The sequence below is a fragment of the Youngiibacter multivorans genome, assembly GCF_017873395.1.
Lineage (GTDB): Bacteria > Bacillota > Clostridia > Clostridiales > Clostridiaceae > Youngiibacter > Youngiibacter multivorans.
The window spans coordinates 216,070-240,826 of sequence record NZ_JAGGKC010000001.1 but is presented as its reverse complement, the minus strand read 5'-3'; the positions used below and the strand labels follow the sequence as shown (position 1 = coordinate 240,826).

27 protein-coding genes are annotated in these 24,757 nt (G+C 46.1%); 3 read left to right on the top strand and 24 right to left on the bottom strand.

What is annotated here, in order from left to right:
- Nucleotides 1-88: 88 nt before the first annotated feature.
- The 8 genes from J2Z34_RS01195 to J2Z34_RS01160 all read right to left on the bottom strand — a co-directional run bounded on the left by J2Z34_RS01195 (nt 89) and on the right by J2Z34_RS01160 (nt 7,750).
- The gene (locus J2Z34_RS01195; RefSeq protein WP_209458011.1) at nt 89-892 is read right to left on the bottom strand and encodes an HAD family hydrolase; all 804 of its coding nucleotides are present in this window, start codon (nt 890-892) and stop codon (nt 89-91) included.
- A 26-nt stretch (nt 893-918) separates the two neighbouring features.
- Nucleotides 919-1,872 carry a phosphoglycerate dehydrogenase gene (locus tag J2Z34_RS01190; RefSeq protein WP_209458010.1) on the bottom strand — a complete coding sequence of 318 codons (954 nt, stop codon included), beginning with the start codon at nt 1,870-1,872 and terminating at the stop codon, nt 919-921.
- 94 nt (nt 1,873-1,966) lie between these two features.
- Nucleotides 1,967-2,455 carry a PTS sugar transporter subunit IIB gene (locus tag J2Z34_RS01185; RefSeq protein ID WP_209458009.1) on the bottom strand — a complete coding sequence of 163 codons (489 nt, stop codon included), beginning with the start codon at nt 2,453-2,455 and terminating at the stop codon, nt 1,967-1,969.
- Between the two features lie 51 nt (nt 2,456-2,506).
- A complete protein-coding gene (locus J2Z34_RS01180) occupies nt 2,507-2,899 on the bottom strand; it encodes a PTS sugar transporter subunit IIA (RefSeq protein ID WP_209458008.1) in 393 nt (130 codons plus the stop codon).
- A gap of 175 nt (nt 2,900-3,074) precedes the next feature.
- Nucleotides 3,075-3,941 carry a PTS system mannose/fructose/sorbose family transporter subunit IID gene (locus tag J2Z34_RS01175; protein ID WP_209458007.1) on the bottom strand — a complete coding sequence of 289 codons (867 nt, stop codon included), beginning with the start codon at nt 3,939-3,941 and terminating at the stop codon, nt 3,075-3,077.
- A gap of 17 nt (nt 3,942-3,958) precedes the next feature.
- Entirely contained in the window at nt 3,959-4,726 is a 768-nt protein-coding gene (locus tag J2Z34_RS01170; RefSeq protein WP_209458006.1) for a PTS mannose/fructose/sorbose/N-acetylgalactosamine transporter subunit IIC, read from the bottom strand.
- A gap of 615 nt (nt 4,727-5,341) precedes the next feature.
- Nucleotides 5,342-6,742 (bottom strand): NADP-dependent phosphogluconate dehydrogenase, encoded by a 1,401-nt coding sequence (gene gndA, locus J2Z34_RS01165; RefSeq protein ID WP_209458005.1) that lies wholly within the window; start codon nt 6,740-6,742, stop codon nt 5,342-5,344.
- Between the two features lie 18 nt (nt 6,743-6,760).
- Complete coding sequence (locus tag J2Z34_RS01160; protein WP_209458004.1) at nt 6,761-7,750, bottom strand: D-isomer specific 2-hydroxyacid dehydrogenase family protein; 990 nt, start codon at nt 7,748-7,750, stop codon at nt 6,761-6,763.
- Between the two features lie 273 nt (nt 7,751-8,023).
- Between J2Z34_RS01160 and J2Z34_RS01155 the strand changes: the two genes are divergently transcribed.
- Nucleotides 8,024-8,653, top strand: a complete 630-nt coding sequence (locus J2Z34_RS01155; RefSeq protein ID WP_209458003.1) for a bifunctional 2-keto-4-hydroxyglutarate aldolase/2-keto-3-deoxy-6-phosphogluconate aldolase — start codon at nt 8,024-8,026, stop codon at nt 8,651-8,653.
- A gap of 156 nt (nt 8,654-8,809) precedes the next feature.
- Here the strand turns inward: J2Z34_RS01155 and J2Z34_RS01150 are convergent, their stop codons facing one another.
- Both J2Z34_RS01150 and mnmL read right to left on the bottom strand, forming a co-directional pair.
- Nucleotides 8,810-9,538, bottom strand: coding sequence for a 2-phosphosulfolactate phosphatase (locus J2Z34_RS01150; RefSeq protein ID WP_209458002.1), 729 nt, complete (start codon nt 9,536-9,538; stop codon nt 8,810-8,812).
- A gap of 25 nt (nt 9,539-9,563) precedes the next feature.
- Nucleotides 9,564-10,496 carry a tRNA modification radical SAM protein MnmL/YtqA gene (mnmL, locus tag J2Z34_RS01145; RefSeq protein WP_209458001.1) on the bottom strand — a complete coding sequence of 311 codons (933 nt, stop codon included), beginning with the start codon at nt 10,494-10,496 and terminating at the stop codon, nt 9,564-9,566.
- Between the two features lie 126 nt (nt 10,497-10,622).
- Here mnmL and J2Z34_RS01140 point away from each other — a divergent pair, with 126 nt between their 5' ends.
- Entirely contained in the window at nt 10,623-11,507 is an 885-nt protein-coding gene (locus tag J2Z34_RS01140; RefSeq protein ID WP_209458000.1) for a radical SAM protein, read from the top strand.
- Between the two features lie 30 nt (nt 11,508-11,537).
- On the opposite strand, the gene J2Z34_RS01135 is transcribed toward J2Z34_RS01140, so the two are convergent.
- The 10 genes from J2Z34_RS01135 to J2Z34_RS01090 form a co-directional block, all read right to left on the bottom strand.
- Nucleotides 11,538-11,876: a hypothetical protein gene (locus J2Z34_RS01135; protein ID WP_209457999.1), complete on the bottom strand. Its 339-nt coding sequence runs from the start codon at nt 11,874-11,876 to the stop codon at nt 11,538-11,540.
- Between the two features lie 13 nt (nt 11,877-11,889).
- Complete coding sequence (locus J2Z34_RS01130; RefSeq protein WP_209457998.1) at nt 11,890-12,195, bottom strand: hypothetical protein; 306 nt, start codon at nt 12,193-12,195, stop codon at nt 11,890-11,892.
- Between the two features lie 9 nt (nt 12,196-12,204).
- Nucleotides 12,205-13,080 carry an RNase adapter RapZ gene (rapZ, locus tag J2Z34_RS01125; protein ID WP_209457997.1) on the bottom strand — a complete coding sequence of 292 codons (876 nt, stop codon included), beginning with the start codon at nt 13,078-13,080 and terminating at the stop codon, nt 12,205-12,207.
- A gap of 36 nt (nt 13,081-13,116) precedes the next feature.
- Entirely contained in the window at nt 13,117-13,392 is a 276-nt protein-coding gene (locus J2Z34_RS01120; protein WP_209457996.1) for an ATP cone domain-containing protein, read from the bottom strand.
- Between the two features lie 161 nt (nt 13,393-13,553).
- Nucleotides 13,554-15,494: a TRAP transporter permease gene (locus J2Z34_RS01115; RefSeq protein WP_342453064.1), complete on the bottom strand. Its 1,941-nt coding sequence runs from the start codon at nt 15,492-15,494 to the stop codon at nt 13,554-13,556.
- A gap of 36 nt (nt 15,495-15,530) precedes the next feature.
- Nucleotides 15,531-16,004, bottom strand: a complete 474-nt coding sequence (locus tag J2Z34_RS01110) for a DUF1850 domain-containing protein (RefSeq protein ID WP_209457995.1) — start codon at nt 16,002-16,004, stop codon at nt 15,531-15,533.
- Nucleotide 16,005: 1 nt separating this feature from the next.
- Nucleotides 16,006-16,962, bottom strand: coding sequence for a TAXI family TRAP transporter solute-binding subunit (locus tag J2Z34_RS01105; protein ID WP_209457994.1), 957 nt, complete (start codon nt 16,960-16,962; stop codon nt 16,006-16,008).
- A 163-nt stretch (nt 16,963-17,125) separates the two neighbouring features.
- The gene (locus J2Z34_RS01100) at nt 17,126-17,653 is read right to left on the bottom strand and encodes a chromate transporter (RefSeq protein WP_209457993.1); all 528 of its coding nucleotides are present in this window, start codon (nt 17,651-17,653) and stop codon (nt 17,126-17,128) included.
- Nucleotides 17,640-18,203, bottom strand: coding sequence for a chromate transporter (locus J2Z34_RS01095; protein WP_209457992.1), 564 nt, complete (start codon nt 18,201-18,203; stop codon nt 17,640-17,642). Before J2Z34_RS01095 ends, J2Z34_RS01100 begins: the two co-directional genes overlap by 14 nt.
- A gap of 119 nt (nt 18,204-18,322) precedes the next feature.
- Nucleotides 18,323-19,705, bottom strand: a complete 1,383-nt coding sequence (locus tag J2Z34_RS01090) for a tryptophanase (protein ID WP_209457991.1) — start codon at nt 19,703-19,705, stop codon at nt 18,323-18,325.
- Nucleotides 19,706-19,912: 207 nt separating this feature from the next.
- On the opposite strand from J2Z34_RS01090, the gene J2Z34_RS01085 reads away from it, so the two are divergent.
- Entirely contained in the window at nt 19,913-20,785 is an 873-nt protein-coding gene (locus J2Z34_RS01085; protein ID WP_209457990.1) for an HAD family hydrolase, read from the top strand.
- A 90-nt stretch (nt 20,786-20,875) separates the two neighbouring features.
- On the opposite strand, the gene J2Z34_RS01080 is transcribed toward J2Z34_RS01085, so the two are convergent.
- From J2Z34_RS01080 to J2Z34_RS01065, 4 genes are read right to left on the bottom strand one after another with little or no spacing between them, the layout of a single operon-like run.
- Nucleotides 20,876-21,601: an ABC transporter permease gene (locus tag J2Z34_RS01080; protein ID WP_209457989.1), complete on the bottom strand. Its 726-nt coding sequence runs from the start codon at nt 21,599-21,601 to the stop codon at nt 20,876-20,878.
- Nucleotides 21,598-22,518: an ABC transporter ATP-binding protein gene (locus tag J2Z34_RS01075; protein ID WP_209457988.1), complete on the bottom strand. Its 921-nt coding sequence runs from the start codon at nt 22,516-22,518 to the stop codon at nt 21,598-21,600. The genes J2Z34_RS01080 and J2Z34_RS01075 overlap by 4 nt, the downstream gene beginning before the upstream one ends.
- Nucleotides 22,515-23,669, bottom strand: a complete 1,155-nt coding sequence (locus J2Z34_RS01070) for an ABC transporter permease (RefSeq protein WP_209457987.1) — start codon at nt 23,667-23,669, stop codon at nt 22,515-22,517. The genes J2Z34_RS01075 and J2Z34_RS01070 overlap by 4 nt, the downstream gene beginning before the upstream one ends.
- Before the next feature lie 12 nt (nt 23,670-23,681).
- The gene (locus J2Z34_RS01065) at nt 23,682-24,629 is read right to left on the bottom strand and encodes a glycine betaine ABC transporter substrate-binding protein (protein ID WP_209457986.1); all 948 of its coding nucleotides are present in this window, start codon (nt 24,627-24,629) and stop codon (nt 23,682-23,684) included.
- Nucleotides 24,630-24,757 lie beyond the last annotated feature (128 nt).

Here is a 24,757-nt window from a genome sequence, read left to right as displayed (position 1 = left end):
CAAAATATTCCAAACAACTCGATTATATACCAAATAACACTTCCATGGCACTAAAAGCATCAAGGAGCAGGGTTTCCCCTGCTCCTCGTTAAAGAAGTTTCAACACGTGATAAACTCCATCCTCGTTGTTGGTATGTTCAGTTACATTGCTCCACTTGGAAAGAAGGCTTACATCCCCGTTCTTCATGGCAATGCCTACACCGGCATATCTTAGCATCTCGATATCGTTCAGGCTGTTGCCCATGGCAAGTATCTCACTGCTCTCGACTCCTAAATGAGCAGCAACAAGCCTTAGTCCGCGTTCCTTGGAAATCCCCTTCGGAATCACGTCAATTGAGTTGGATATGGATGTTGTGACCGTCACATCGATTTCCCTGAGCTTCTCATCTATTATCCCATAGTGGTCTTCCTTATAATAGACGACGATCATGTTGACATCTTCATGCACATTGTCACTCAGCTTGCCAACTACCTTATAGTCTATATGGGAATTCCTGCAGAACTCAAGGGACTTCTCATCGGGTTCCTTGATATGAAGAACATCGTCTATATACACCTTGGTGTATAGTCCCCTATCTTCTCCGTAGGCCATGATCTTCCTTGCTTCAGCAAGCGGAATCTTCGTTGTGAAGTCATGGTCGATTGAAGGTATGACTACTTTTGCGCCGTTGTAGCAGACAACCGGAATCTCAACTCCAAGCTTTTGCCTGATAAAATCTGCGGCCTTCCACGTACGTCCGGATACAAGAGCCACATGTATGCCTCTGCTGATAAGGTCCTTTATGGCTGATACCGCATTTCCCGAGACCTCAAGGTCATCATCAATGAGAGTTCCGTCGATATCCAGTGCGACGAGCCTTATCCTGTCCAGCGCTTCCCTGTCTAATACCATATGATCCTCCTGACTTTTTTGGTTCTTTACCTTGCAAGGTACTTCGGCTCTCCGCCTTCAAGTATGCTTGCAAGTCCTTCTACCGCCATCACTCCCATCCTGTCGGTAGCATCTGTTGTCGATGCGCCGCAATGAGGAGCAAGTAGGATGTTGTCAAGCTCAAGGAGCCTGTTTCCTACAGGTGGCTCAACCTCGAAGACGTCGAGGGCAGCTCCTGCTATGACATTGTCCTTCAATGCATCATAGAGCTCTGATTCATTCACTATCCCGCCTCTGGAGGTATTTATGATGAATGCCGTCTTCTTCATAAGAGCAAACTCATCCTTGCCGATGAAATGATGCATCTCTTTTGTCAAAGGAACATGGAGGGATATGAAATCAGCTTCCTTAAGAAGGGTCTCCTTGTCAACATATTTCATCCCGATCTTGTCAGCAAAGGCCTGGTCAGGATATATGTCGAAGGCAAGCACGTTCATGTCGAAGCCTGTGGCCCTTTTCGCAACGCCTTTTCCAATTGCTCCTGTGCCTATTATTCCGATGGTCTTGCCATAGACTTCAGTTCCTATGATCTTTTCCCATCTGCCGCTCCTGACTACTGCATCAAGCTTTCCTACGCTTCTGGCAGAACCGAGCATCAGTGAAAAAGCGAAGTCAGCAACTGATTCGTTGTTGGCGCCAGGAGTATATGTGACTGCAATCCCAAGTTCTTTTGCAGCTGCCTTGTCGATGTTGTCTGTTCCGACACCATACTTGGAAACTACCTTGAGATTCCTGGCAGCCTTAAGCACCTTGTCAGTAACAGGATCAAGTCCGACAATAAGTCCGTCTATATCCTTTACTGCTTCTATCAGCTCGTCCTCATTAAGCTGCTTTCCGGTCTTGTTCACTATGACTTCATAGCCAAGCTTTTCAAGCATTTCAAAGGGTAGTCTGCTTGTCTTTCCGAACGACCTTGGAGTAACCAGAACTTTCTTACTCATTTTGCACCTTCACTTTCTTTTGTATCAATGTATAACCATGTTTTTTGCAAAAAACAAGGGAGACCTTCGTCTCCCTATGCACAACTATCTGATATTACAGGGACTTTAAAGCATCCTTAAATGTAACGGACTTGGTATCCGGTACCGTCTGGAAGAATATGTCCACTCCCTTTTCATCGAGCTTCTTGAGAAGTTCCACATCAGCAGGCTTTACAGCCACTGTAGGGATAACGAACTTCGAATCCGCCTTCTTTGCTATTCCGCCAAGGTTGAGCCTCTTTACTGGCAGTCCCTTCTCGATTACAGACTCAACTGCTGCTATTGTCTTGAAAAGCAATATCGCATTGAATTTCTCAAAGCCTGTATTTGTCCAGTAATCCAATACCTCATCTTCAGAAAATACCTTTATGGTCATTCCTGAGCTTGAGGATGACATTGTATAGATGTCCTTCATGAACGGATCTTTAGCTGTCGCATTGTCAACTACGAAAAGCGCATTCGTGTTCATTCCTCTTGACCACTTTGTCATTACCTGACCGTGTATGAGCCTGTCGTCTACTCTTACAAGTACTATTTCTCCCATTGAGATCACTTTCCTTTCAAATATTTTATATCAATTCAATTGGTTTCAAAGCTAAAACTTCTTGATGTTCTCTGTAGCTGTTTCAATCATTATATCACAAAGTTCATCTGCTGATTCAACAGAGTCCTTCTGTGAGAACATCTCGATAAGCATGTACATGTTCACTCCGGTTATGAGCTTTATGCCGTGTTTCTTGAAGAGATACAGGGCAACGTTCGAAGGGCTTCCACCCAGTATGTCAACAAGGATTATGGTTTCTTTGCCGGCTTCCTTGTTTGCTTCCACGATCCTGTCAGCTGATTCCCTGAGGTCCTCCACGCTTTCTCCAGGATTAAGTCCAAGTGCGTTGACATCTTCCTGCTCTCCCATGATCATCTCGACGCTCTTTACAAGTTCAATACCAAAATTGCCGTGAGTTATAACCAATAATGCTTTGTTGCTCATTTTTCACCTCATATGTTATTGCGCCCGTAGGCATTGGTTCAGTTACAAAATACAAGTGATTAAATTGAAGTCTCCCACCTTTGATCCAATCCATTCGTTTGAGTCAAACCAAAGATGAGAGACAATCAGGTCATTTCAGAGTTCCGAAGGAAAAATCCTCCGCAGCTCCATTTTATTACAGAAGTCCTATGGCTGCAAGCACACCCAGTATAACTGAGAGTCCTACCATCGCCTGAGTAACCTTGAGTCCCTTCTTTGTGAAGTACAGATATACTCCAAGTACTGTTATGAAAGGAAGAAGGCCTGGAAGTATTTTGTCGAGAATCTCCTGGAGTATGAACTCCTTGCCGGAAATAGTCCACTTGAAGCCTGTAGAAACCTTTACGTACGAAGCTGCAAGAACTCCCATCATGAACAGACCAAGTATTGAAAGCGTGTCGAGGATCTTCCTTATGGACTTTCCTCCAACTATTTCAGTAGCTGCGGCACGTCCGAGGCTGTGTCCAAGCTTTGTGAAATAGAATCCGTAGATGTATGTGAGGGCTACGAAGCCTATCCATGGGAACAATGCTCCCAAAGCGCTTCCTTCCTGTGCCCATGGAAGAGCTATGGCGATAAGAATGTACTGTACTGTACCTGAGTCTATCGCGTCGCCTATTCCTGCAAGTGGTCCCATAAGACCAATCTTTGTATTTTCGATTACTTCCTCACTTACTGCATTCTCCTCGTCTCCTGCTGCTAGAGCCTTAGCTCTTGCCTCTTCAAGGGACAAAGTGATTCCGAGTATCGTTCCGCCTCCCCAGACTGCCTGGGTGTTGTAGAACTGAGTATGTCTCATGTATGCTTCGCTAAGCTGGTCCTGATCTTTGTAAAGCTTTCTCAGGGATGGCGTAAGCGCCCAAAGAAGCGAAGGAGCTATCATACGGTCATAGCTATGTGGTATTTCATTTGCGTACCACCATCTGAACCATGCCTTACCAAGGTCGGCAGTGGTCAGTGACTCAGGAGCATTGCTTGAATTCTTTATTGCATTTTCACTCATTTATTCCTACCTCCTTGTTAAGCTTCAGCTCTGTGTGCAAGCTGAGCGTATATTACTGCTACTATGGCTCCAATTATTGCATAGGTTACTGTGTTGATTCCAAGCGGCTTGAGCATTACTGTCATAAAGTATGCAAGAAGGAAGAATACAAGGTATTCTGTCTTTCCGATTACCTTTATGATGAGTGCTATACCAAGAGCTGCGAGTCCGCCACCTACGACGTTAAGTATGTGGAATATCTTTCCTCCTGAGAGAGTCTCAGTAAAGTCAGCTATTACCGGCGCTCCATAGTAAAGAGCTATAAACAGTGCAGGTACGAAGAGTGCAAAGCTTACAAGAGTTGGCAGCAGTATTACTGATGCGAAAAGTCCCTTGTCGTTTGTAGCCTCTGCATATTTGTCAGTAAGCCTTATTATGAATGTGTTTATGAAGAACCTGAATGAATACAGGTAGCTTCCGAGCAGACCTACAGGTACCGCAATCGCTATAGCCTCAGTCGGCTGAAGGTTTGACATGATTGCGACAGGTACGGCTATTGCTGTAGCGACAGCAGGCTCAGCAGGCATTGCACCTCCTGGTGCGATCATACCCATGTATATGAGCTGTATTGAAGCGGTGATGGCCATTGCTGTAGCAACATCTCCCATTACTATTCCTACGATGAGACCTGTCATCATAGGCGAGAATCTGAGGTTGAGCGTTGCATACCCGAGTGCTCTGGATTCGACCAGGGCAACCCACAAAGAAATGATCAGTGCTTGTCCAGCGGTTAGACTTTGTGCCATTCTTCTTTTCCCCCTTTTATTATTTATGATAGAAACTCTGATTGTTCGCTGCCGTACCCTTATGCCTTTGAAAATAATTTCCTTCACAGAGGAGCGCAAACGCCCCAAAAATTGTCCGGACGGATCAATGCGTGCATCGCCTTAAATGCTAATATCATCATTATGAATCCTGTTGTCCTTCATCCAAAGCCTGAAAGTTACGAGGAATTTTACCCTCTTTCCCGATAGCTTTATTGAAAAAGCCTTCCAGTATTTGAATAACATTTAACAACGATTTCAACATGCATATAATCAGCCGTCCTGGAATAACCTTGTGAATGATAGTATCACCTAGGGCAACCTGGTATGACATCGACTTCAGTCGTTACCTATTTTAATGTGATTTTTCCTGTTTGTCAATACTTGCAGACGTTGTACGTATAACTCCATAACCATTGCCGCTCAATGCTTTTAATCTTCAGACCACTTTCTGATTAACAAATTTTGGCAAACTTTTCGTATCTGAAGTAATTTTCCGTGCTATTTTTACCATCCGGGAATCATTTCCAGGTATCATCTTACCACTCACAATTGTTTTAATTAGATTAAAATTTAACAGTCAAATAACACTTCTGTTTATTCCCACTTTGTATGGAATATTCCTTCCTTGTCTACCCTCGAATATGTATGTGCTCCAAAGAAATCTCTCTGCGCCTGTGTCAGATTTGCAGGAAGGTCCGCTTCGATCATACTGAAAATATAATCAAGTGCGGTGTTGTGCACAAGAGCCGGTACATAATGATCCCTTGCAGCCATGGTCACCCTTCTCATCGAAGGCAGCCTGTCCCTCAGGAATGAAAGTGCCTTTTCGCTTCCCAGAAGATTGATGTTGCTTCTGTCTTCCTTGACGATGTCGATCAAAAGGTCAAGCATCCTGGCACGGATGATGCATCCGCCCTTCCATATCTTAAGTACCTCAGCAGTGTCTATATCAAATCCGTACACCTTCGAAGCCTCGTTCATAAGCCAAATTCCCTGAGAATACATTACGAAGTTGGAGAACAGAAGCGAATTTTCAAGGTCATTTATCAAAATATCCTTGTCTATTGCCGCATCAGTCGGTTCCTTCTTAACAAGCTCTGACAGGCGCTGCCTCTCATCCTTGAAGAAGGACATTACTCTTCCATATACTGCCACGCTAAGCGATGGTGCCGGTACCCCAAGGTCAAGCGACGCTTCAGCTGTCCATTTTCCAGTTCCCTTCTGCCCTGCTTTATCAAGGATCAAGTCAACAAGAGGCTTTCCGGTCTCATCGTCCTTCTTTCTCATGATCTTGTATGAGATCTCCATAAGGTAGGAGTTAAGGTCTCCCTCGTTCCATTTCTCAAAAACATCTCCGATTTCATCTGCTGACAGCTTGAGTACATTCCTCATTATGTCATACACCTCTGACATGGACTGCATCATACCGTACTCGATGCCGTTATGCAGCATCTTCACGAAATGACCTGCAGAGCCGTTACCTACATAGGTACAGCAAGGTCCTGCTTCAGTCTTTGCCGCCATAGAAGTCAGTATGTCTTCAACTAATGCGTATGCTTCCCTTGAGCCTCCGGGCATCAGAGAAGGACCGTTGAGAGCTCCTGACTCTCCTCCGGACACTCCCACACCAAGGTATAGCAATCCCTTATCTTCGAGATAAGTCATCCTTCTGTCTGTGTCGAAGTAGTATGTGTTTCCTCCGTCTATGATAAGGTCGCCCTTGTCAAGAAGGGGAATCAGTACCTCGATCATATTGTCGACAGGCTTCCCCGCCATAATCATGAGGAATATCTTTCTTGGGGACTTAAGTGACTTTACGAAGGATTCCACATCATAGAATGCCGATATGTCTTCACCCTGCATGTGCTTTGCAACAAATTCCTCTGTCTCATTCGGAGTGTAGTTGTACACTGATACTCCGAAACCCCTGTGTGCTATGTTAAGCGCAAGGTTTCTGCCCATTACTCCAAGTCCAAGGATCCCAATATCTTTCATGGTTACCTCCACCAGCTTCTACTTGAGAAGTTCTTTATTTATTACAGTATCAGGATTCTCGCCTCTCAGCACCTTCTCAACGTCGCCAACAACCTTCTCGCCCATTCCATACAGACACTCGTATGTGTATGCCGATGTGTGAGGTGTTATGACCACATTGCCGTACTTGAGAAGAGGATGGTTCTCATCGATAGGCTCGCCTTCGACAACATCCATTCCAACTCCTGCAACGATGCCTGCGTCAAGCGCTCTCATGAGGCTGTCCTGGTCAATTAGCTCGCCTCTTGCGGTATTTACTATGAATACACCCTTCTTCATCTTTGCAAACTCAGCATCCTTTATAAGATGGTAGCTCTTGTCATCCACAAACGCATTGAAGGATATTATGTCAGCCTTTTCGAGGACCTCGTCAAGAGTTGCAGGCTCCGCTCCTCTTGCTCTTATCTCCTCAGGAGTCAGGTAAGGATCGTAGGCTATGAGATTGGCATTGAATCCGTTCTTAAGTATCTCTCCTACCCTTGAACCGATGTTGCCGAAGCCTACTACAGCTGCAGTCTTATCCTTTATCTCTATACCCATGAACTTGGCTCTTTCAGCCCACTTGCCTTCTTTTGCCTTAAGCGATGCCGGTACTACCTGCCTTATTGCGGCCATGAGAAGCGCTATCGCATTCTCGGCTACAGCCTCTCTCTCCACGAGAGCTTCAACCTTCGTTATGAAGCAGCCCTTTTCAGTTGCTGCAGGCACATCGATGTTATTATATCCTATGCCATGCCTGGTTATTATGAGAGTCTCGTCCTTGTGGGCGAAAAATTCCCTGTTGTAGAGAGCTGTAACGCTGGCTATGATGCACGAATATCCCATCAGTTTGTCTGCAAGTTCCTTGCCGCCCATATCCTTTGGCACATCGAACCTGTCTACCTGTCCTAATGCCTTAAGTCTGTCCATGTGCTCCGGAAACACCTTGCCGAAACTGCTTGAATTTACAACCGCTATCTTAACGCTCATCCGTTTCTCTCCTTTTGATTCTTGTTTGATTGCCATTTTTTCTGCAATCGACAAATACATTGTACATCAACAAAAATGTCAATTCCATACCCCTGATGTTTGTAAATCGTTTACATTGAAAAATATTTTCTTTTTATTTTTTGCTAATGAAAATAATAATTGTTTATTTTCATGAAAATCCATTGAATTTACACATCGGTATTTATATAATAGGTATGGAACAAAAACTTGTCAGATTCTTAACAAGCTGTGCTCAGCACAAGGAGGAAGCAAATGAGAAAATATGAAGTTCTGTCAAAGCTCGAGGCTACTGGAGTAATTGCTGTTGTAAGGGCAAAGAATGCCGAAGAGGCTAAGAAGATCTCCCTTGCATGCATGGAAGGCGGAGTTACCGGAATAGAGATAACCTATACGGTTCCAGGCGCAACCAAAGTTATCGAGCTGCTTACCGAGGAATTCGGAGACAAGCTCATAGTAGGTGCAGGTACCGTTCTTGACAGCGAGACTGCAAGGATTGCCATACTCGCCGGTGCCAAGTTCGTAGTCGGACCAAGCTTCGACGCTGAGACAGCCAAGCTCTGCAACAGGTATCAGATACCATACATGGCCGGCTGCATGACCCTTACCGAGATGGTGAAGGCAATGGAGTCAGGAACTGACGTCATAAAGGTATTCCCTGGAAGCGCATTCGGACCCTCTTTCATATCAGCAATCAAGGGGCCGCTTCCTCAGGCAGTACTCATGCCTACAGGCGGCGTTGACCTGGACAATGTAGGCCAGTGGATAAAGAACGGCTGCATGTCAGTAGGAGTCGGAGGCAACCTTACAAAGGGAACCAGCGAAGAGATGACAGCGGCAGCAAAGGCATTCGTTGCCAAAGTTAAGGAAGCAAGAGGCCTGTAACACCAACCACATTTAAGAAAGTACATTTGCAGAGGACCCGTCCGGAAAAACCGGACGGGTCCTTGTCATTTTTATATTAATTAAATATCATTGCCTTAACTATTCATTGATTGTATTGTCACCGCTCCAGGAATTCCGGCTTCTTCAACCTTTCAGTTATAAGAGACTTATCTGTCCCTCAGGCAGCTTTATGACACCATGGTCGAATTCGGGGACTATTGCAAAGATGTCCTTCTGGAGACAGAAGTCAATGTCATCCTGAAGTCCTAGGTCTTCAAGGATCCTGAAGTGAGCAGCCTCCTTCACATAGCTCCTTATGTCCTTGTGATTCCGGTATGTCATGAGTGCTGTCTTGGAAATGTCAGTCAGATCCGCGTTCCTCATTGCAAGAATTTCCTCTATCAGAGCACCTCCGGTTATGAAATCATCCATAGAGAATCTTCCATCTGTTCCTGCATTAACAATGATGATATCCTCAGTGTAGCCGCAAGCCTTCCTTGCAACCGCCTTTGCATTTACAAGAGCACCTATCAGTATCCTTGTGCCATCCTTCGATTTCGAAATGGCTTTGGTGCCATTGGTTGTTGTTAGTATAAGATTTTTCCCGGATATAACCTCTCTTGTATACTCTCTGGGCGAATTAGAAAAATCGAAGCCATCTATCTTCATCGACTTTCGTTCCCCTCCCAGCACCACGTTTTCCATGCGCTTCATTATACCAAGGCCTTCCTCAACAGTAGTAACAGGCACTACGCTCTTGGCCCCGTTTACCAAGGAAGTTATTATCACTGTAGTTGCTCTCAGGGTGTCAATCACGATTACAGTCTTGCCTCTTACAAGATCCGGACTGACATGGTCCCCCGATATTGCTATGTCTATTCTCATGCTGTTCCTCCTAAGTTCAATGCGGTCATCGTATTATCCCGCAGCTCTTTCCCTGATACAGTCCGTTGTCCTTGAAATATTTGTCGATCGCATTCAGCACTTCCCACTTCCTGAGTGACCACATGGGTCCCAGAAGAAGTTCTCTCGGTGCATCACCTGTCAGCCTGTGAATGACCACATCAGGAGGGAGCATTGAAACGGCAGTACATACTGTCGCAACATATTCGTCCATTTCCATGAGTCTCAGGTTTCCGTTCTGCAGAAGCTTCTCCATTGGAGTGTTTTTCATAACATGAAGAAGATGAAATTTCACTCCCTGTATATCCTTATTTGAAAGATATTCCACGGTCCTTAGCATATCTTCCCTTGTTTCCCCGGGAAGCCCAAAAATCACGTGGACTACCACATCAATCCCCCTTGAGCGAAGGTCGCTAAGGGCCTTCTCAAACACATCAAGGCTGTAGCCCCTGTTTATCCTTGCAGCTGACTCATCACTCACGGTCTGGAGTCCAAGCTCAACGAATGTATAGACCTCACCGCTGAATTCATCAATGACATCAAGGACATCATCTCCCAGGCAATCCGGCCTTGTAGCAATTGAAAGAGCGACAACTCCTTCCTTCCCGACAGCCTCCCTGTACTTCCTGCGGAGAACATCAGGTTCAGCGTAGGTGTTGGTATAAGCCTGAAAGTACGCGATGTACTTTCCGTTCTTCCACTTCTTCTCCATCATCTCCCTGATGTCGTCAAACTGCCTGCTAATTGAAAAATCCCTGTCACCGGCAAAATCACCGGAACCCCTCTCACTGCAAAATAGGCATCCTGTCCTGCTTAGAGTTCCATCCCTGTTCGGACACGAAAATCCACCGTCAAGGCTTATCTTGTATACTTTCTCGCCAAATTTCTCCCTCAGGAAGCTGTTAAGGCTCCTGTATGCTTTTCCTTCTGTTCCTGCCATTTTTTCACCACTTCATTTTATTATTCTCATAATACCACGTTGCAAACACCTGCGATAGACCTCGCTTTTCCATAGCTAATGCTTCTGGTATACTATACACCATGATAAGTGAAAGGATTTGAGTATATGGGATGCAGCAGCTGTCCGAGGAACTGCGGGATAGACAGGAGCCTGGTGCGAGGCTTTTGCGGAACAACCAGGGAATTCAAGCTTGCAAAGGCGTATCTTCATCCGTTTGAAGAGCCTATGATATCCGGAAGCAGAGGCTCAGGTACTGTTTTCTTCTCAGGCTGCAGCCTGAGATGCATATTCTGCCAGAACCATGAGATATCAGAAGGCCTTGAAGGCTCCTATGTTTCTGACGAGAGACTCCTTGAGATCTTTTTCGAACTGAAGGAAAAGGGAGCAGAAAATATAAACCTGGTTACACCTACCCACTATGCATCATTCCTTCCGGATGTACTTAGGGAAGCAAAGGCCAGAGGACTCGGAATCCCGATAGTCTACAACTCATCAGGCTACGAGAGCGTGGAGGCACTAAAGGGACTCGAAGGGCTTATCGATATTTATCTGCCGGACCTGAAATACTTCAGGGATGAGAATGCACTTGAGTATTCGGGAGTAACCAATTATTTCAATACCGCAAAGGCTGCAATAGCTGAAATGTACAGGCAGACAGGTCCTTTCATCCTTGATGAAAGAGGCATGATGGTGAAGGGTATGATAGTAAGGCACCTGTGTCTGCCGAGCCTTGCACTGGACTCGAAGATGATACTGAAGCATCTGTATGATACCTACAGGGACAACATATTCATAAGCATAATGAACCAGTATGTGCCGATGCACAGGGCAATCGGGCATGAAAAGCTTGGCGTACGGCTTCCGGCATCACAGTACAAGTCAGTAGTCTCATATGCTGCTGCACTCGGAATAAAGAATTGCCTGATCCAGGGCAGTGAATCACAGAGCGAGTCTTACACGCCTGATTTCGACCTGTATGGAGTCAAGTAAAAGGAACTAAAAAAAAGGGTAGACAGGTGATTATCTCATCCTGTTTACCCTTTCAACTAAGCTTCCTTCAATGATGTCCTCATATTTTATTATATCCCTCAGATAAGTGAACAGGTATTCCGATGTTTCCGATTCCTCGAAAGTATCCAGTATGTAAGCTGGATATAGCACGATATCCAGTGGTTTGCCTGAATTTTCCAGTTCTGACTTCACATATTCAGAAGCAAGCTCGAACACATCGTCAGCCAGCTTTTCCCTGAGTGGAAGCCTTTTAAGGAATTCATCCTCGGTTTCTTCAGCACCTGGCTGAACTCCGAAGACATCGGCATGCCTTCTTTTCAAATCATAATACCTTTCTTCAAAATCCATCATTCTCTCCTAATCATTTTCGCCTGGTCTTCGTACTCCTATCGGAATATTCGATGTTGGCTTCCCTGAACTTATCCTCAAGATCTGCCAAATATCCCTTGTTTCCAGCAGAATTTCGGATCTCATCCGTCGCATTCTCCTTGTACATGAGTTCTCCGGTCTTTCTTGCGCTGCCTGAATCCCAGCCTCGGGTCTGACTACTCATACGCTGATTGGGTTTTGAAGCCTTCAAGACCGATTTTGAGAACAGTACGGCGATGAGAATTATCGTGAATATCGATCCGATAATGAAAAGAGGAATCAGCAATAGAATTTCCATAATGTCCTCCTAATGGGTCCCGTCATTTTTCCTGTCTATGTCCCTGTGGTATTCAACTACGTTAAGGCCCTTGTTCCGGAAATACTCCGCGGTCTTTCGCGCGAATGAAACTGACCTGTGCTTACCACCCGTACATCCATAAGCGATTACCAGCTGGCTTTTTCCTTCTTCAACATAAAGCGGGATAAGGTATTCGACCAGGTCCTGAAGCTTCTTGAACAGTTCTTCAGCAAGGGGGTTCGACATGACATATTCATAAACATCATCATTGAGTCCAGTATGGTCCCTGAGCTCTGAGATATAGAACGGATTCGGCAGATATCTGAGGTCAAACACGAGGTCTGCATCTGAAGGTATACCGAACTTGTATCCGAAGGATACTGTCTTGACCTGCATGTATTCGCCCTTCCTATGCGTAAAGCTCTCAGTCACAAGCTTCTTCAGCTTTGCTGCGGAAAGGAAGGTAGTGTCGATGACAAAATCCGCCCTGCCCCTTATCACCTCGAAATTCTGCCTCTCCTTGCTTATAGCCATCTCAAGGGAAGACATCTCGCTGTCCATAAGCGGATGCTTTCTCCTTGTCTCCTTGTACCTTTTTAGGAGTGTCTGGTCTGAGCAATCCAGGAACAGTATGTTGTACTCAATGTGTTCGCCGTCGAGCTTTTTCAGCTCGTCTGAAAACTTCGGAAAAAGGTCCTTGCTCCTGGAGTCTACGACAAGTGCCAGCTTGTTGTCAGCAACTTCAGATTTTGACTGGAATTTGGCGAATGGAAGAATGAATTCAGGTGGCAGATTGTCTACACAATAGAAGCCTATGTCCTCAAGTGCATTTACTGCTACTGACTTTCCTGATCCCGACATTCCCGTTACGATTATAAGATCCATATTCCAGCCTCCTTCTGCCTGCTGCAAATAATTCCGTCAGGCTTGTTTTCCTTCGTAAAAAAGTCTTGCTATGTCCTTGTAGCCCATGTTCTTCAGAACCCTTACCACAACTCCCCTTATCTCATAGGATGATGTAGTGCCGTCAGGCCCCCTTACATCTGTTATGATATTTTCGACTTCCTTGGCTATAAGCTCAAGCTCATGCTCATTAAGATAAACATTGGCATCCTCAGCGCTGTTAGCTACGCTCGTCTGTATCTTGTCCGGATTGAATTCGACAATATTGCCTCGTCTCTTCACTACTTTAAGCATTTTCAGCCCTCCCAAGTTCTTCTTTACTTAATTATACAACATGTTCCCCCGAATGCTATGAGATGGGATAGAATTAACCTTGAGTTCAAATTTACTTCATATTCATTATATATGTAAATTACTAGAGCCCGGTGAATCCACCGGGCCCTGATACCTGCTCTTTAGGCAAGCTTAAGCTTCTTCGATTTTGCTATCTGTGACAGTACCATCAGGCCTATTATCGCGACTCCCGCAACATCTGTTATTATGTTCGGGTCTATAAGCATGAGTCCTCCGATAATAACCACAGCCCTCTCCCAGACCTTGAGGTTTGTGAACATATAGCCCTCCATACCTGCCGCTACTCCGAATATGCCTATGAATGATGTTATGGCTATTCTAATAACTTCAAATGCATTCGTGTCTATAAGCAGCATTGCCGGATTAAAGGCAAATATATAAGGTACTATAAAGGCTGTTATGGCAAGCCTTGTTGCAGTCACTCCTGTCTTGAACGGATCCGACTTCGCAATCGCCGAGCCTGCATAGGCAGCCAGGGCAACAGGTGGGGTAATATCCGCGACTATTCCGAAATAGAAAACGAACATGTGCGCTGCAAGCATTGGAACACCCATCTGCATTACTATGGGAGCGGTTATGGTTGCCATGATTACATAGTTTGCAGTCGTCGGAACACCCATTCCAAGGATTATGCAGCTTATCATTGTAAGGAAGAGTGCCAGGAACTTGCTTGTTCCTGCAACAGACATAAGGACATTCAGAAGGTCCTGTCCAAGTCCTGTAAGTGTAACTATACCAACTATTATTCCTGCTATGGCGCATGCTATGGCAACGCCTACAGTATTTCTTGTACCGTTTTCCAGAGCCTCACCGAAGGTCTTCGGAGTAAGCCTTGTCTCTTTGCTGAACATGCTGACGACAACTGCGGTTACTATGGCGTATACCGCTGAATAAGCAGGCGTCCTTCCCATGCTCATGAGTGTTGAGAGAACAACTATGGGTAGGAAGAGATATCCCTTCTTAAGCATCAGCTTTCCGAACTTCGGAATGCTTTCCTTCGGAAGTCCCTTAAGGCCAAGCTTCTTGGCTTCAAAATGAATCATCATGAAGATGCCTGAGAAGTACAGAAGTGCAGGAAGCACCGCTGAAAGTGCTATCGTAGCATATGGTGTCTCGGTCATTTCAGCCATGAGGAAAGCCGCTGCTCCCATTATTGGAGGCATTATCTGTCCTCCTGTTGATGCTGCCGCTTCAACAGCAGCCGCGAATTCAGGAGTATACCCTGTCTTCTTCATGACCGGAATTGTTACGCTTCCGCTTCCGACGGTATTGGCTACTGAGCTTCCCGAATACATTCCCTCAAGCGCACTTGATATGACAGCTACCTTGGCTGGTCCGCCTGATGCGTAACCTGCAAGGGAATTCGCAATGTCTATGAAGAACGTTCCGATACCAGTCTTCTCAAGGAATGCCCCGAGTATTATGAAAAGCACTATGAACGTAGCGCAGACTCCAAGCGGAGTTCCTATTATGCCATCAGTAGTGTAGAAGAGCTGGTGAATGACTCTTTTAAGCGAATATCCCGAATAGAACGCATATCCTACGAAAATGCCTGCAACTACAAGTATCGGAAGTCCGACCACTCGTCTGCAGAGTTCCACAAGAAGCAATATCCCGATTACTCCTACCGCTATTTCAACGGTTCCGATGTTTACCGCCTTGCCAACTATGGATTCAAAATTCACTACATAGTAGAAGAACGCTCCGCCTCCCGCAAAAGCAAAAATCCAGTCATACCATGGCACCTGATTTACCCTCTTGGCGTGGCTCCTCTTTATTGGATAGTTGATGAATCCAAGGAATATCAAAAGTCCTATGAATGATGACCTTCTGACCTGCTCCGGTGGTGTCGCTATGAGCGTCATCCAGAATACATAAAGCGTAAAGGCAATCAGCATGCCCTTGACTATAAGCTGAGGTGTTCCAGTAAAATGCCTCGTATTCGACTCCCTGTCGAATTCGGCCATGAGGTCGCCTATTTCTTTGGCGTCTATCTCAGCTTCCTCCATTAGGCTCTTCGGCCTGATTTCATTGTCTTTCAAAACCAATCACTTCTTTCTAAAATATTATACAAAATTTCATCTGACTTCAAAAACCACTGCAGAATTCTTCCCGCATAGCTCAGTAAGGCTTACCACATCATCGCCAATCGCAAGCACATGGTCGTATACTGTACCGACTATGAAGTTAAGCCTTTCAAACTTCAGGTCGAATCCAGACACCACCATGTTCCCGTTCTCATCATACTCCAGCTTTTCTCCATCCTTGAGCTCTGTCTGCACCCCGGCACCGAAGGAGCTATAGGTGGTGCTTACTGCAAGGATATCTCTGCCTCTTGTTTCAAACTCATCCTTAACAGGACTTTTGTTGACCGAGTGGATGAATTCCACTGTGAATCTTGTCCCGTCTGCTACAGGCCATGATCCGTACACCTCTTTAGTGTCAGCATCGTACACCACCAGCTTCTTCTGCCGAAACGCCAAAAAGCAAAAGGCGGAGACTGCCACTAAGACGGCCGCAACAGATACGGCAAGGAGTCTCCGCCTTCTCATATTACTTCATTATCCCGATTTCACGGAAGTACTTTTCAGCACCCTTATGGAAAGGTATCGATATGCCTTCAACAGCATATGTAGTGTTAAGTTCCTTTCCCTTCGCATGAGCGGCTGCTATTGCATCCTTGTTCTCGAAGAGAGCCTTTGTCAGGTTGTAGACAGTCGTTTCATCCAGGCTGTCGCTTACAATCAATGTAGCCTTTACAGCAAGTGTTTTTGTCGCAACATCAACACCCTTGTAGGTTCCTGCTGGTATCTCAAATACGGTATAGAACGGATGTGCTGCCATAAGCGCTGCAGCCTTGTCAGCCTCAACGTTCAGAATGGTGATCTCCTTGGTGGTAACAAGGTCCATTATGGCTGTGGTAGGTGCTCCTGCAGTGCAGAAGAACGCATCTATCTTGTCATCCTTGAACGCATCAGCTGATGCCGAGAAGCTCAGGTTCTGCTTGCTGATATCGTCGAAGGTTATGCCATATGCTTCAAGTATCTGCTTCGCATTGAACTCGACTCCGCTTCCTGCATCGCCTACAGATACACTCTTTCCCTTGAGGTCAGCTATGCTTGTTATTCCAGCTGAAGGGTCTGCAACTATCTGCACGACCTCAGCATATATTGCAGCCATTGCCGAGAATCCCTTTACAGCTCCGTCCTTTTCGAAAAGGTCAGTTCCGTTATATGCATAATCCATGACGTCATTCTGGACTATGGCCATTTCAACTTCCTTTGCAGCTATAAGCTGTATGTTGGCCTTTGAGGCACCAGTGGACTGAATATTGAAGGATACGCCTGCCTTGTCACCGAGTATCTGCCCTGCCGCAGTACCGAATGCATAGTAGGTTCCAGTATTTCCGCCTGTTGCAAGTCTGATCGAGGTCTCTTTCTTTCCGCAGGCCGACAGCAGCATTACCGCTGACATGGCGATTGCAAGAGTCATAATTGACTTTCTTTTCATTATACATAGCCTCCCTAAGATAGATGATGATTTTGGATAAATATTAAGTGAATTGTATATTATGCACACTCGCATGTCAATACTGACAGGCATTCAGGGTGGTAAAAATGAAAGATTTAAAATGTAATCCTGCATCATTTTATAATGTGACATTTATTTCATATTATGCGAGAATCAGTCCCATAACGGCTGCAGATGCTATTATAACAGGCACCCCTGGTTTCCATCTGAAAATGATGAATGATTCCGCAAGTCCGATGGCTATTCCGGTCCATAAAGGCTCACTTCCTGCAAAATAGCTTTCACGGCCCAATGAAACCATCGTGGCAAGTATCAGACCCATACATACCGGACGTACTCCGTTCATTATCCTTTTAAGGATAATGTTGTCCCTGAAGGCTGATAGGAATATTGCTGCAGCCATGGTAAGGGTAAGGCTTGGAACAAGCACTCCGAGCGTTGCACTGAGTGCTCCTGGAATACCCGCCACACGCATTCCGGCAAAGGTGGCTGCATTGATGCCGAGAGGTCCCGGCGTCATTTCAGCTATAGCCACTATATCAAGGACCTCAGTGGAGGTCATCCATCCGTTCAGTGTCATTTCAGAGCTTATGAGAGGTATCATGGACAAACCGCCGAAGCTTGTGAACCCTATCTTTACGAAAGCTGTGAAAAGGTCAAGAAGCACCATTTGCGCCACCTCCCTTGATAGCCAGTCCCGCAGCTGCTCCTGCCACAACCACCCAGATGCTGCTGATTCCAGTGAAAAGGCCTAGAATCAGGGCAAAGCCCGCAATGATCCATCCGGCGGTATCCTTCAGGGATGCCTTCCGGAGTGCCAGTGCAGCTGAACCTATAATCGGAACAACGGCAGCTCTGATCCCTACGAAAGCCTTTGCCATGTAGGGAGTATCCCTCAGCTTATCATAGAAAAGAGTCACAACAGACAGAATCACTATTGAAGGAAGACTGACTCCGATTGCCGCTGCGGCTCCGCACACCGCACCCCCCATCCTGTATCCGAATATGACGCTTATATTGGTTATCATTATTCCAGGAAGTGACCTGCCCACCGAGGCTATGTCCATAAGCTCCTCGTTTGTCAGCCACTGCCTTTTTTCCACGAATTCCTTCTGCATCTGGGCAAGTATCGACCATCCTCCACCGAAGGTGAAGGCTCCGATCCTAACAAAGAACAGGAATATCATCACTGCCTTTCTCAAATTGCTTTTTTCTTCCATTACTAACCTTCCTTCACTCTTGTTTATATCATTGTAGCAAAAGCCATGTATTTTTTGTGAACATAGGACGAAAATAAACATGGAAATGCCGGCAGAATATTTTCTGCCGGCATGATTTGCTACTTTATGGGTTCAAGCCTTGCAGTAAAGTGCCTCAGCACCTCAGGCTCCCAGGTTATCCTGTAGCCCCTGAGGTTCTCTGCCCTTTTCTTTATTTCCGCCAGAGCATCAGCTACAACATCAAGATGTGACTGAGTATATACCCTTCTGGGAATTGCAAGCCTTGTGAACTCGAATTGCGATTTCAGCTGCTCCCTTGTATCAGGATCCCTTCCCATCATGAAGGAACCTATATCGCAGGCCCTGATTCCAGCTTCTTTGTAAAGCTCGATTGCCAGCGCCTGTGCCGGAAATTCATTGTAGGGAATATGCGGCAAAAGCTTCCCAGCATCCACGAATATGGCATGGCCTCCTGCTGGTGACTGGAATGGTATACCGGATTCCTTTAGCCTTTCGCCAAGGTACCTTGATTGTCCTATCCTGTACCTGAGGTATTCAAGGTCTATCCCTTCCTTAAGGCCTATTGCCATAGCCTCCAGGTCCCTTCCCGCAAGTCCGCCATAGGAAATGAATCCTTCTAAGGGTATCGTTGCCGCCTTGACCTTCTCGAAAAGGCCTGCATCCTCCCTGACTCCTATAAGGCCTCCTATGTTTACAATTGCATCCTTCTTGGCCGACATGGTGAAAAGGTCGGCATAGGAAAAGCACTCCATGACTATCTCTTCAATTGTGACATCCTTGTACTTCGGCTCCCTTTCCTTTATAAAGAAGGCATTTTCCGCAAATCTCGCCGCATCGATCATGAAGGGTATCCCATATTCCTTGCAGATTTTCGACGTTTCCCTGATGTTCTCCATTGAGACAGGCTGACCTCCGGCGCTATTGTTGGTTATGGTCATTATGACCACCCCCACCTTTTCACAGCCGTGCTCTTCCACAAGAAGCCTGAGGCCTTCTATGTCCATATTGCCCTTGAACGGCGCTTCACTTGCAGTATCCTCAGCTTCAGGAACAACGCAGTCGATTGCCCTTGCTCCGGCTATCTCCACATGTGCCCTTGTCGTATCAAAGTGCATGTTGGCTATTGAAACCTTGCCTTTGCCAAGCAGTATGGGCATGACCACCTTCTCCGCAGCCCTTCCCTGGTGTACCGGCTGGAAATACCTGTAGCCGAATATTTCAGAGCAGGAATCTAAAAGGTTATAGTAGCTCCTCGCTCCCGAATAGGATTCATCACCCATCATTATCCCTGCCCATTGCCTTGAACTCATGGCTCCGGTACCGCTGTCCGTGAGGAGGTCAATATATACATCCTCTGCCCTGAGATTGAAAACATTGAAGCCTGCCTCCTCAATTCTGGCAAGCCTTTCTTCATCGGAAAGGACCCTTATCGGTTCCACCATCTTGATCCTGAATGGTTCTGCAAAGTATCCAGCGCCCATCTGATTCCTCCTTGACCGCCAAAAATGCGGTTTATCTATCCAATATTCAGGTTATCACCAACTCACAGCTTCTGTCAAAACGTTTACACGTGACTTAGGCTCATAAATCCGCTATACTCCAGCTCCCGTAATGATTTTCAGAAATTTCCTTCTTTGAAAACCTATTCAAGTGTTATACTGATGACAACAAAGTTCAGGAGGAAGTTTATGAGATTATTTGTTACAGATCTTGACGGAACATTACTGGACTCGGAACACAGATCAACAGAATTCGGGATGGAGACACTCAGGAAGGCCATTGATGCAGGTATTGAAATCTGTATCGCATCAGGAAGGTCATATGCTGACATCATTGGAAAAATCAGCGGATATGGGATCTCCCCGTATATCATATCCAGCAACGGAGCCAGCCTTCACGACAAGGATGGAAAAAAGCTTATGACCACATCCATTCCGATTGATGAGGCAGCTGCAGCCATGAAATACCTGGAGGACCACAGCCTTGAATTTGAAGCGTCCACTGATGAATACACTTATGTAACCCAGGGAAGCATAGATTTGCTCAAACAGGAGCTCGAAGACCTTGGTAAGGATTCAGAAAAGAGGGAGCAGCTCTACAAGGATGTTCTCGGTCTTGTGCTTTCGCAGGGCAACCTGAAGATTGTACCAACTCTCGATGACATACTTTCAAGCATAGACCACGCAAATACAATATCAAGCATCAGCGCATATAAGCACAAGATAAGAAGCGGCATGGACTACTTCTCCATGAACAAGAACCTTCTCACCTTCTCATCCTGGAAGTACAATTTCGAAGTTACCTCCAGCAAAGCTTCCAAGGGAGCGGCACTCAGGCGCCTTTGCGAGCTTAAGGATATAAGCCTTGATGATGTGGCCGCAATCGGAGACAATTACAATGACACATCCATGATCAGGATTGCAGGAATCAAGGGAGCCATGTCCAATTCAGTGGACCAGCTTCTGAAGATTGCAGATTATATAAGTGATGACAATGACCATGAGGGTGCTGCGAAATTCCTCATTGCTGTGATGGAAGGAATAGTCACCAGAAAAGTCTGATGGAATATTCATGACTGTAAAACCTATACTGGAAACCTATTTCCCGAAAAATTTAACATAATATTGAAGGACCCGGATTTCCGGGTCCTTTTAGCTATAGCTCAGCTTCTTTTCGACTTCCTTCATCACAAGGTCCGCGATGACTGCCATGAGTGATACAGGTATCGCACCCTCCAGTATCAGAACAGGGTCGAAGGCCTTGACCCCGTTTACCACAAGGACTCCTAGTCCTCCGGCTCCAACTGCTGCAGCAAGGGTCGCTGCGCTTATGTTTATGACCAGCGAAGTGCGTATACCGGCCAGGATCACATTCGCTGCCAGAGGAAGCTTTATCCTTGTGAATATCCTCTTGTCTTCCATGCCCATTCCTTTAGCAGCCTCGATACAATCAGGATCCACCCCTGTGAGGCCGGCATAGGTATTGTAGACGATAGGCATAAGTGCATATATTACGAGTGCAATCAAGGCACCTTCAGAACCATACCCTACTATGGGGACAACGAGAGCTAATAGTGCCGCAGATGGAAAGGCCTGTCCGAGGCTGATGATTTCCTCGAATGCATCCCTGTATTCCCTGCCTGGCTTTGAGCTTATGAATATTCCGAGGGCAAGTCCCAGGATGACTGCTATGATTCCTGAGACAACCACCATGTTAAGGTGTTCAATAAAAAGCACTATTAGTGGTGTCCTCGAGCCGGTCTGGGTCTTTGTGTTAAATATCCCGTACATGAATATCTCAAATTCCCGTGAAAATATAAGCATTAGTACAAGGACTGCCGTAAGGGCTGCAACCGGGATTATGCTCTTAAGCTTCATGATTCCTGTCTCCTCAGGGCATCCAGTATGGATGAAAGCGCAATGCTTCCAGCTCCGACAGGAACCCTTTCCCTTCCTTCAAGAATCATCGAAGCAAGGGCTTCCTTAAGGCTTGAATCAGCCTCAAGCGGTGACCCTTCCGAATGCACGTCATCAGCATAATCAGCTGCCCTGTACCTTGACAAAAGTTTAAGCGCACCTTCTGCACCGAAGAAGCTCTCAACGAAGTCATCGCATGGCTTCAGGACTATTTTCTCCGGCGTTCCTATCTGCACTACCTTTCCCTGCCTCATGATGCATATCCTGTCTCCAAGAAGCATGGCCTCCTCAACATCGTGGGTCACAAAAACCACTGTCTTGTGTAACTTCCTTTGTATCTGGGAAAATTCCTTCTGAAGTCTCAGACGGTTTATTGGATCTACCGCCCCAAAGGGTTCATCCATAAGCACTATGTCAGGATCAGAGGCAAGTGCCCTTGCGACTCCAACCCTTTGGGCCTCGCCTCCGGAAAGCTCCCTTGGGTACTTTTTCGAATACCTGTCATGGTCAAGTCCTACAAGGTCAAGCATCTCCCTTACACGGTCATCTATCCTTTTCTGTTCCCAGCCAAGTATTGATGGTACTGTGGCAATATTCCTGTCCACCCTCATATGAGGAAAAAGTCCGGTATTCTGTATGACGTAGCCTATTCCCCTTCTGAGCTCTTCACCCTTTACCGTGTCTACATTCCTGCCCTTTACCTCAATGGTACCTGAAGTCCTTTCAACCATCCTGTTTATGAGCCTTAATGTCGTTGACTTACCGCATCCCGAGGGTCCGAGTATTACCAGTATCTCACCTTTTTGAACGGTGAAGGTAACGTCATCGCAGGCCCTGAATCCATCATATTCCTTCGTAACATGCTCCAGCCTTATCATACCGCACCTCCAATCTCAAGCCTTTTGACTGCCGCCTTCATAAGAGAGTCTCCTGTAAGTGTCATCAGGACTATTGGTATTACTCCCAGCAGCACAAGGTCACTTGAAGCTTCAGCAAGGCCCAGGAAAACAAAGCTGCCAAGGCCTCCGCCTCCGACAAGACCCGCAAGAACCGCTCCACCTATTGCCTGAACCAGTGCAACCCTTATTCCTGCAAAGATGACAGGAAATGCCAGAGGTAGTTCAATTCTCCAAAGCACCCTACCTTTTCCCATGCCCATGCCCTCAGCAGCCTCAACCACTCCCGCGTCAACATTCTTGAAACCTGCAAGAGTGTTCCTGGCGATCGGCAAAAGTCCATAAAGGGTAAGCGCTATGAATGCAGGTGCCCAACCTATGCCGCTCACACCAATCGCCTTGAAAATGCCTATGGTTCCCAGATAACCCAGGGGGACCATCAGTATTCCGAACAGAGACAGTGTTGGTATAGTCTCGAAGAACGCCATGGGAGTCATTATCTTTCCCTCAAGCGTCGGCTTCTTGTAGGCAAGGTATCCAAATGGCATGGCAATTACTGCAGCAGCCAGGGTGGATCCAAAGGAGAGGAAGAGGTGTGTCTCGAGATTTCCGGCAAACTGGGATTTCTTTACCTGGTACTCCTTCATGATTGAGAGGTCAGAGTAGCTGCCTGATGCAACTGCGAAAAGTGCTGGTAGTGCTGCAACAGCTGCCAGGACAAGCTTAAGTGTTCTGTGTCCCTTAAGCCTTCTCATGGATGTACCAAGAATAATATACAGGCAGAGAAGTGTAATGTATATGCCGCTGGATATGGTTATCCTCGGGGATGTCCCTGCAGGTATGGCAAGACCTGCCATCGGACCAACAGAAAGAAGCAGCACCGCAATTCCTGCGGAAGCTGCCATTCCGGATATCATGTGTCTTATTTTTCCATCCCTGAGAACTGATGAGACAATTACGACCGCGAAGACCAGAACAAGTATTCCGGCATAGATGCCAAGGAACTTGAAGGATCCAAGTTTCAATCCGCTTAGTATCCTGTTTGGCTTCGCCTCTGCAAAGTCAAGAAAAAAGGTTGATATGATGCCTGCTGCTGCAAAAAGCAGCAGCGTGCCTTCAGGTTTCCTGTTCAAATGTACCACCGCCTAATCGAGAATGCCTGCTTCCTTAAGGTATGCTTCAGCAATATCCTTTGGTGATGCGCCGTCGACAATTACCTTCTTGTTCATCTCCTGCAGCTTTTCCTTGCTTAATCCTGCGAAAAGCGTTCCCAGTATCTCCTTGACCTCAGGATACTTGTCTGCAGTCTCCTTCCTTATTATCGGTGCCGGCTCATATACCGGCGGAATCGACATTGGGTCTTCAAGAACTACAAGTCCAAGGTCCACAAGAGATCCGTCTGTAGCATATGCAAGAGCAGCATTTATCCCGTCGCGTCCTTCGGACAGCGCCTTCAGCGTCTCTGCCGTATTTCCATGTGGCAGAAGCACCAGCTGGGAAGGCTGGAACTTGAAGCCATATGCTTTTTCAATCCCCAGAAGTCCTGCTTCCTTTTCAGCGAACAGCTGACTTGTTATGAATTTTATCTCTCCGCCCTTGTTTATGTATGCTGCAAGGTCAGCAAGGCTTTTCACGCTGTTTTTCTCAGAAAAGTCCTTGGTTACAGCAATAGCCTCGGTGTTGTTGGCTTTTGCCGGTGTCATCCAGAGCAGTCCGTTCTTTTCATCTGCAGTCCTTATTGACTCATATGCAGAATCCGCTTTTACCCAGACTGACTCAGCAAAGCCTTCCACATAATACTGTCCGTTTCCCGTGTAGTCCACTCCGATATCGAGCTCTCCCTGGAGAAGTGCGTTCCTGTGCACATCCGGTGTTCCGAACTGAACCTTGTCTTCTATGACATATCCCTTATCCTCAAGTGCCAGAAGTATGATATTCCCAAGGATCCCGCCTTCAGTGTCAACGAAAGACCCGACAGTTATCGGATCACCCTGGTTCTTCACTACAGGCTCCTCAGCCTTGCTTCCGCACGCAGATAATGCCAATATCGAGACTCCCGCAATTCCGCTTATTATAAGCTTATTCAATCTCATCATTTGTCCTCCTCAAAGCCCAAAAAGGCATCTTTCATTTATTATATTCTGTCAGGCAATTCAAAATGAAACCATTCCATGTCAAAACAAAGAATAAACAGTAAACAATCACAGGCCTGTGGATAACA

What these genes read in the sequence shown, in the direction of transcription:
- J2Z34_RS01130 (WP_209457998.1), bottom strand. Translation starts at nt 12,195, where the DNA reads ATGGAAATTCTATTGCTGATTCCTCTTTTCATTATCGGATCGATATTC.
- J2Z34_RS01185 (WP_209458009.1), bottom strand. Translation starts at nt 2,455, where the DNA reads ATGGGAGAAATAGTACTTGTAAGAGTAGACGACAGGCTCATACACGGT.
- J2Z34_RS01100 (WP_209457993.1), bottom strand. Translation starts at nt 17,653, where the DNA reads ATGGTGCTTCTTGACCTTTTCACAGCTTTCGTAAAGATAGGGTTCACA.
- J2Z34_RS01155 (WP_209458003.1), top strand. Translation starts at nt 8,024, where the DNA reads ATGAGAAAATATGAAGTTCTGTCAAAGCTCGAGGCTACTGGAGTAATT.
- J2Z34_RS01110 (WP_209457995.1), bottom strand. Translation starts at nt 16,004, where the DNA reads ATGAGAAGGCGGAGACTCCTTGCCGTATCTGTTGCGGCCGTCTTAGTG.
- J2Z34_RS01170 (WP_209458006.1), bottom strand. Translation starts at nt 4,726, where the DNA reads ATGGCACAAAGTCTAACCGCTGGACAAGCACTGATCATTTCTTTGTGG.
- J2Z34_RS01080 (WP_209457989.1), bottom strand. Translation starts at nt 21,601, where the DNA reads ATGAAGCTTAAGAGCATAATCCCGGTTGCAGCCCTTACGGCAGTCCTT.
- J2Z34_RS01120 (WP_209457996.1), bottom strand. Translation starts at nt 13,392, where the DNA reads ATGCTTAAAGTAGTGAAGAGACGAGGCAATATTGTCGAATTCAATCCG.
- J2Z34_RS01105 (WP_209457994.1), bottom strand. Translation starts at nt 16,962, where the DNA reads ATGAAAAGAAAGTCAATTATGACTCTTGCAATCGCCATGTCAGCGGTA.
- J2Z34_RS01095 (WP_209457992.1), bottom strand. Translation starts at nt 18,203, where the DNA reads ATGGAAGAAAAAAGCAATTTGAGAAAGGCAGTGATGATATTCCTGTTC.
- mnmL (WP_209458001.1), bottom strand. Translation starts at nt 10,496, where the DNA reads ATGGCAGGAACAGAAGGAAAAGCATACAGGAGCCTTAACAGCTTCCTG.
- rapZ (WP_209457997.1), bottom strand. Translation starts at nt 13,080, where the DNA reads ATGGATCTTATAATCGTAACGGGAATGTCGGGATCAGGAAAGTCAGTA.
- J2Z34_RS01090 (WP_209457991.1), bottom strand. Translation starts at nt 19,705, where the DNA reads ATGGGCGCTGGATACTTTGCAGAACCATTCAGGATCAAGATGGTGGAA.
- J2Z34_RS01065 (WP_209457986.1), bottom strand. Translation starts at nt 24,629, where the DNA reads ATGAGATTGAATAAGCTTATAATAAGCGGAATTGCGGGAGTCTCGATA.
- J2Z34_RS01075 (WP_209457988.1), bottom strand. Translation starts at nt 22,518, where the DNA reads ATGATAAGGCTGGAGCATGTTACGAAGGAATATGATGGATTCAGGGCC.
- J2Z34_RS01140 (WP_209458000.1), top strand. Translation starts at nt 10,623, where the DNA reads ATGGGATGCAGCAGCTGTCCGAGGAACTGCGGGATAGACAGGAGCCTG.
- J2Z34_RS01135 (WP_209457999.1), bottom strand. Translation starts at nt 11,876, where the DNA reads ATGGATTTTGAAGAAAGGTATTATGATTTGAAAAGAAGGCATGCCGAT.
- J2Z34_RS01175 (WP_209458007.1), bottom strand. Translation starts at nt 3,941, where the DNA reads ATGAGTGAAAATGCAATAAAGAATTCAAGCAATGCTCCTGAGTCACTG.
- J2Z34_RS01150 (WP_209458002.1), bottom strand. Translation starts at nt 9,538, where the DNA reads ATGAGAATAGACATAGCAATATCGGGGGACCATGTCAGTCCGGATCTT.
- J2Z34_RS01195 (WP_209458011.1), bottom strand. Translation starts at nt 892, where the DNA reads ATGGTATTAGACAGGGAAGCGCTGGACAGGATAAGGCTCGTCGCACTG.
- J2Z34_RS01085 (WP_209457990.1), top strand. Translation starts at nt 19,913, where the DNA reads ATGAGATTATTTGTTACAGATCTTGACGGAACATTACTGGACTCGGAA.
- gndA (WP_209458005.1), bottom strand. Translation starts at nt 6,742, where the DNA reads ATGAAAGATATTGGGATCCTTGGACTTGGAGTAATGGGCAGAAACCTT.
- J2Z34_RS01160 (WP_209458004.1), bottom strand. Translation starts at nt 7,750, where the DNA reads ATGAGCGTTAAGATAGCGGTTGTAAATTCAAGCAGTTTCGGCAAGGTG.
- J2Z34_RS01190 (WP_209458010.1), bottom strand. Translation starts at nt 1,872, where the DNA reads ATGAGTAAGAAAGTTCTGGTTACTCCAAGGTCGTTCGGAAAGACAAGC.
- J2Z34_RS01180 (WP_209458008.1), bottom strand. Translation starts at nt 2,899, where the DNA reads ATGAGCAACAAAGCATTATTGGTTATAACTCACGGCAATTTTGGTATT.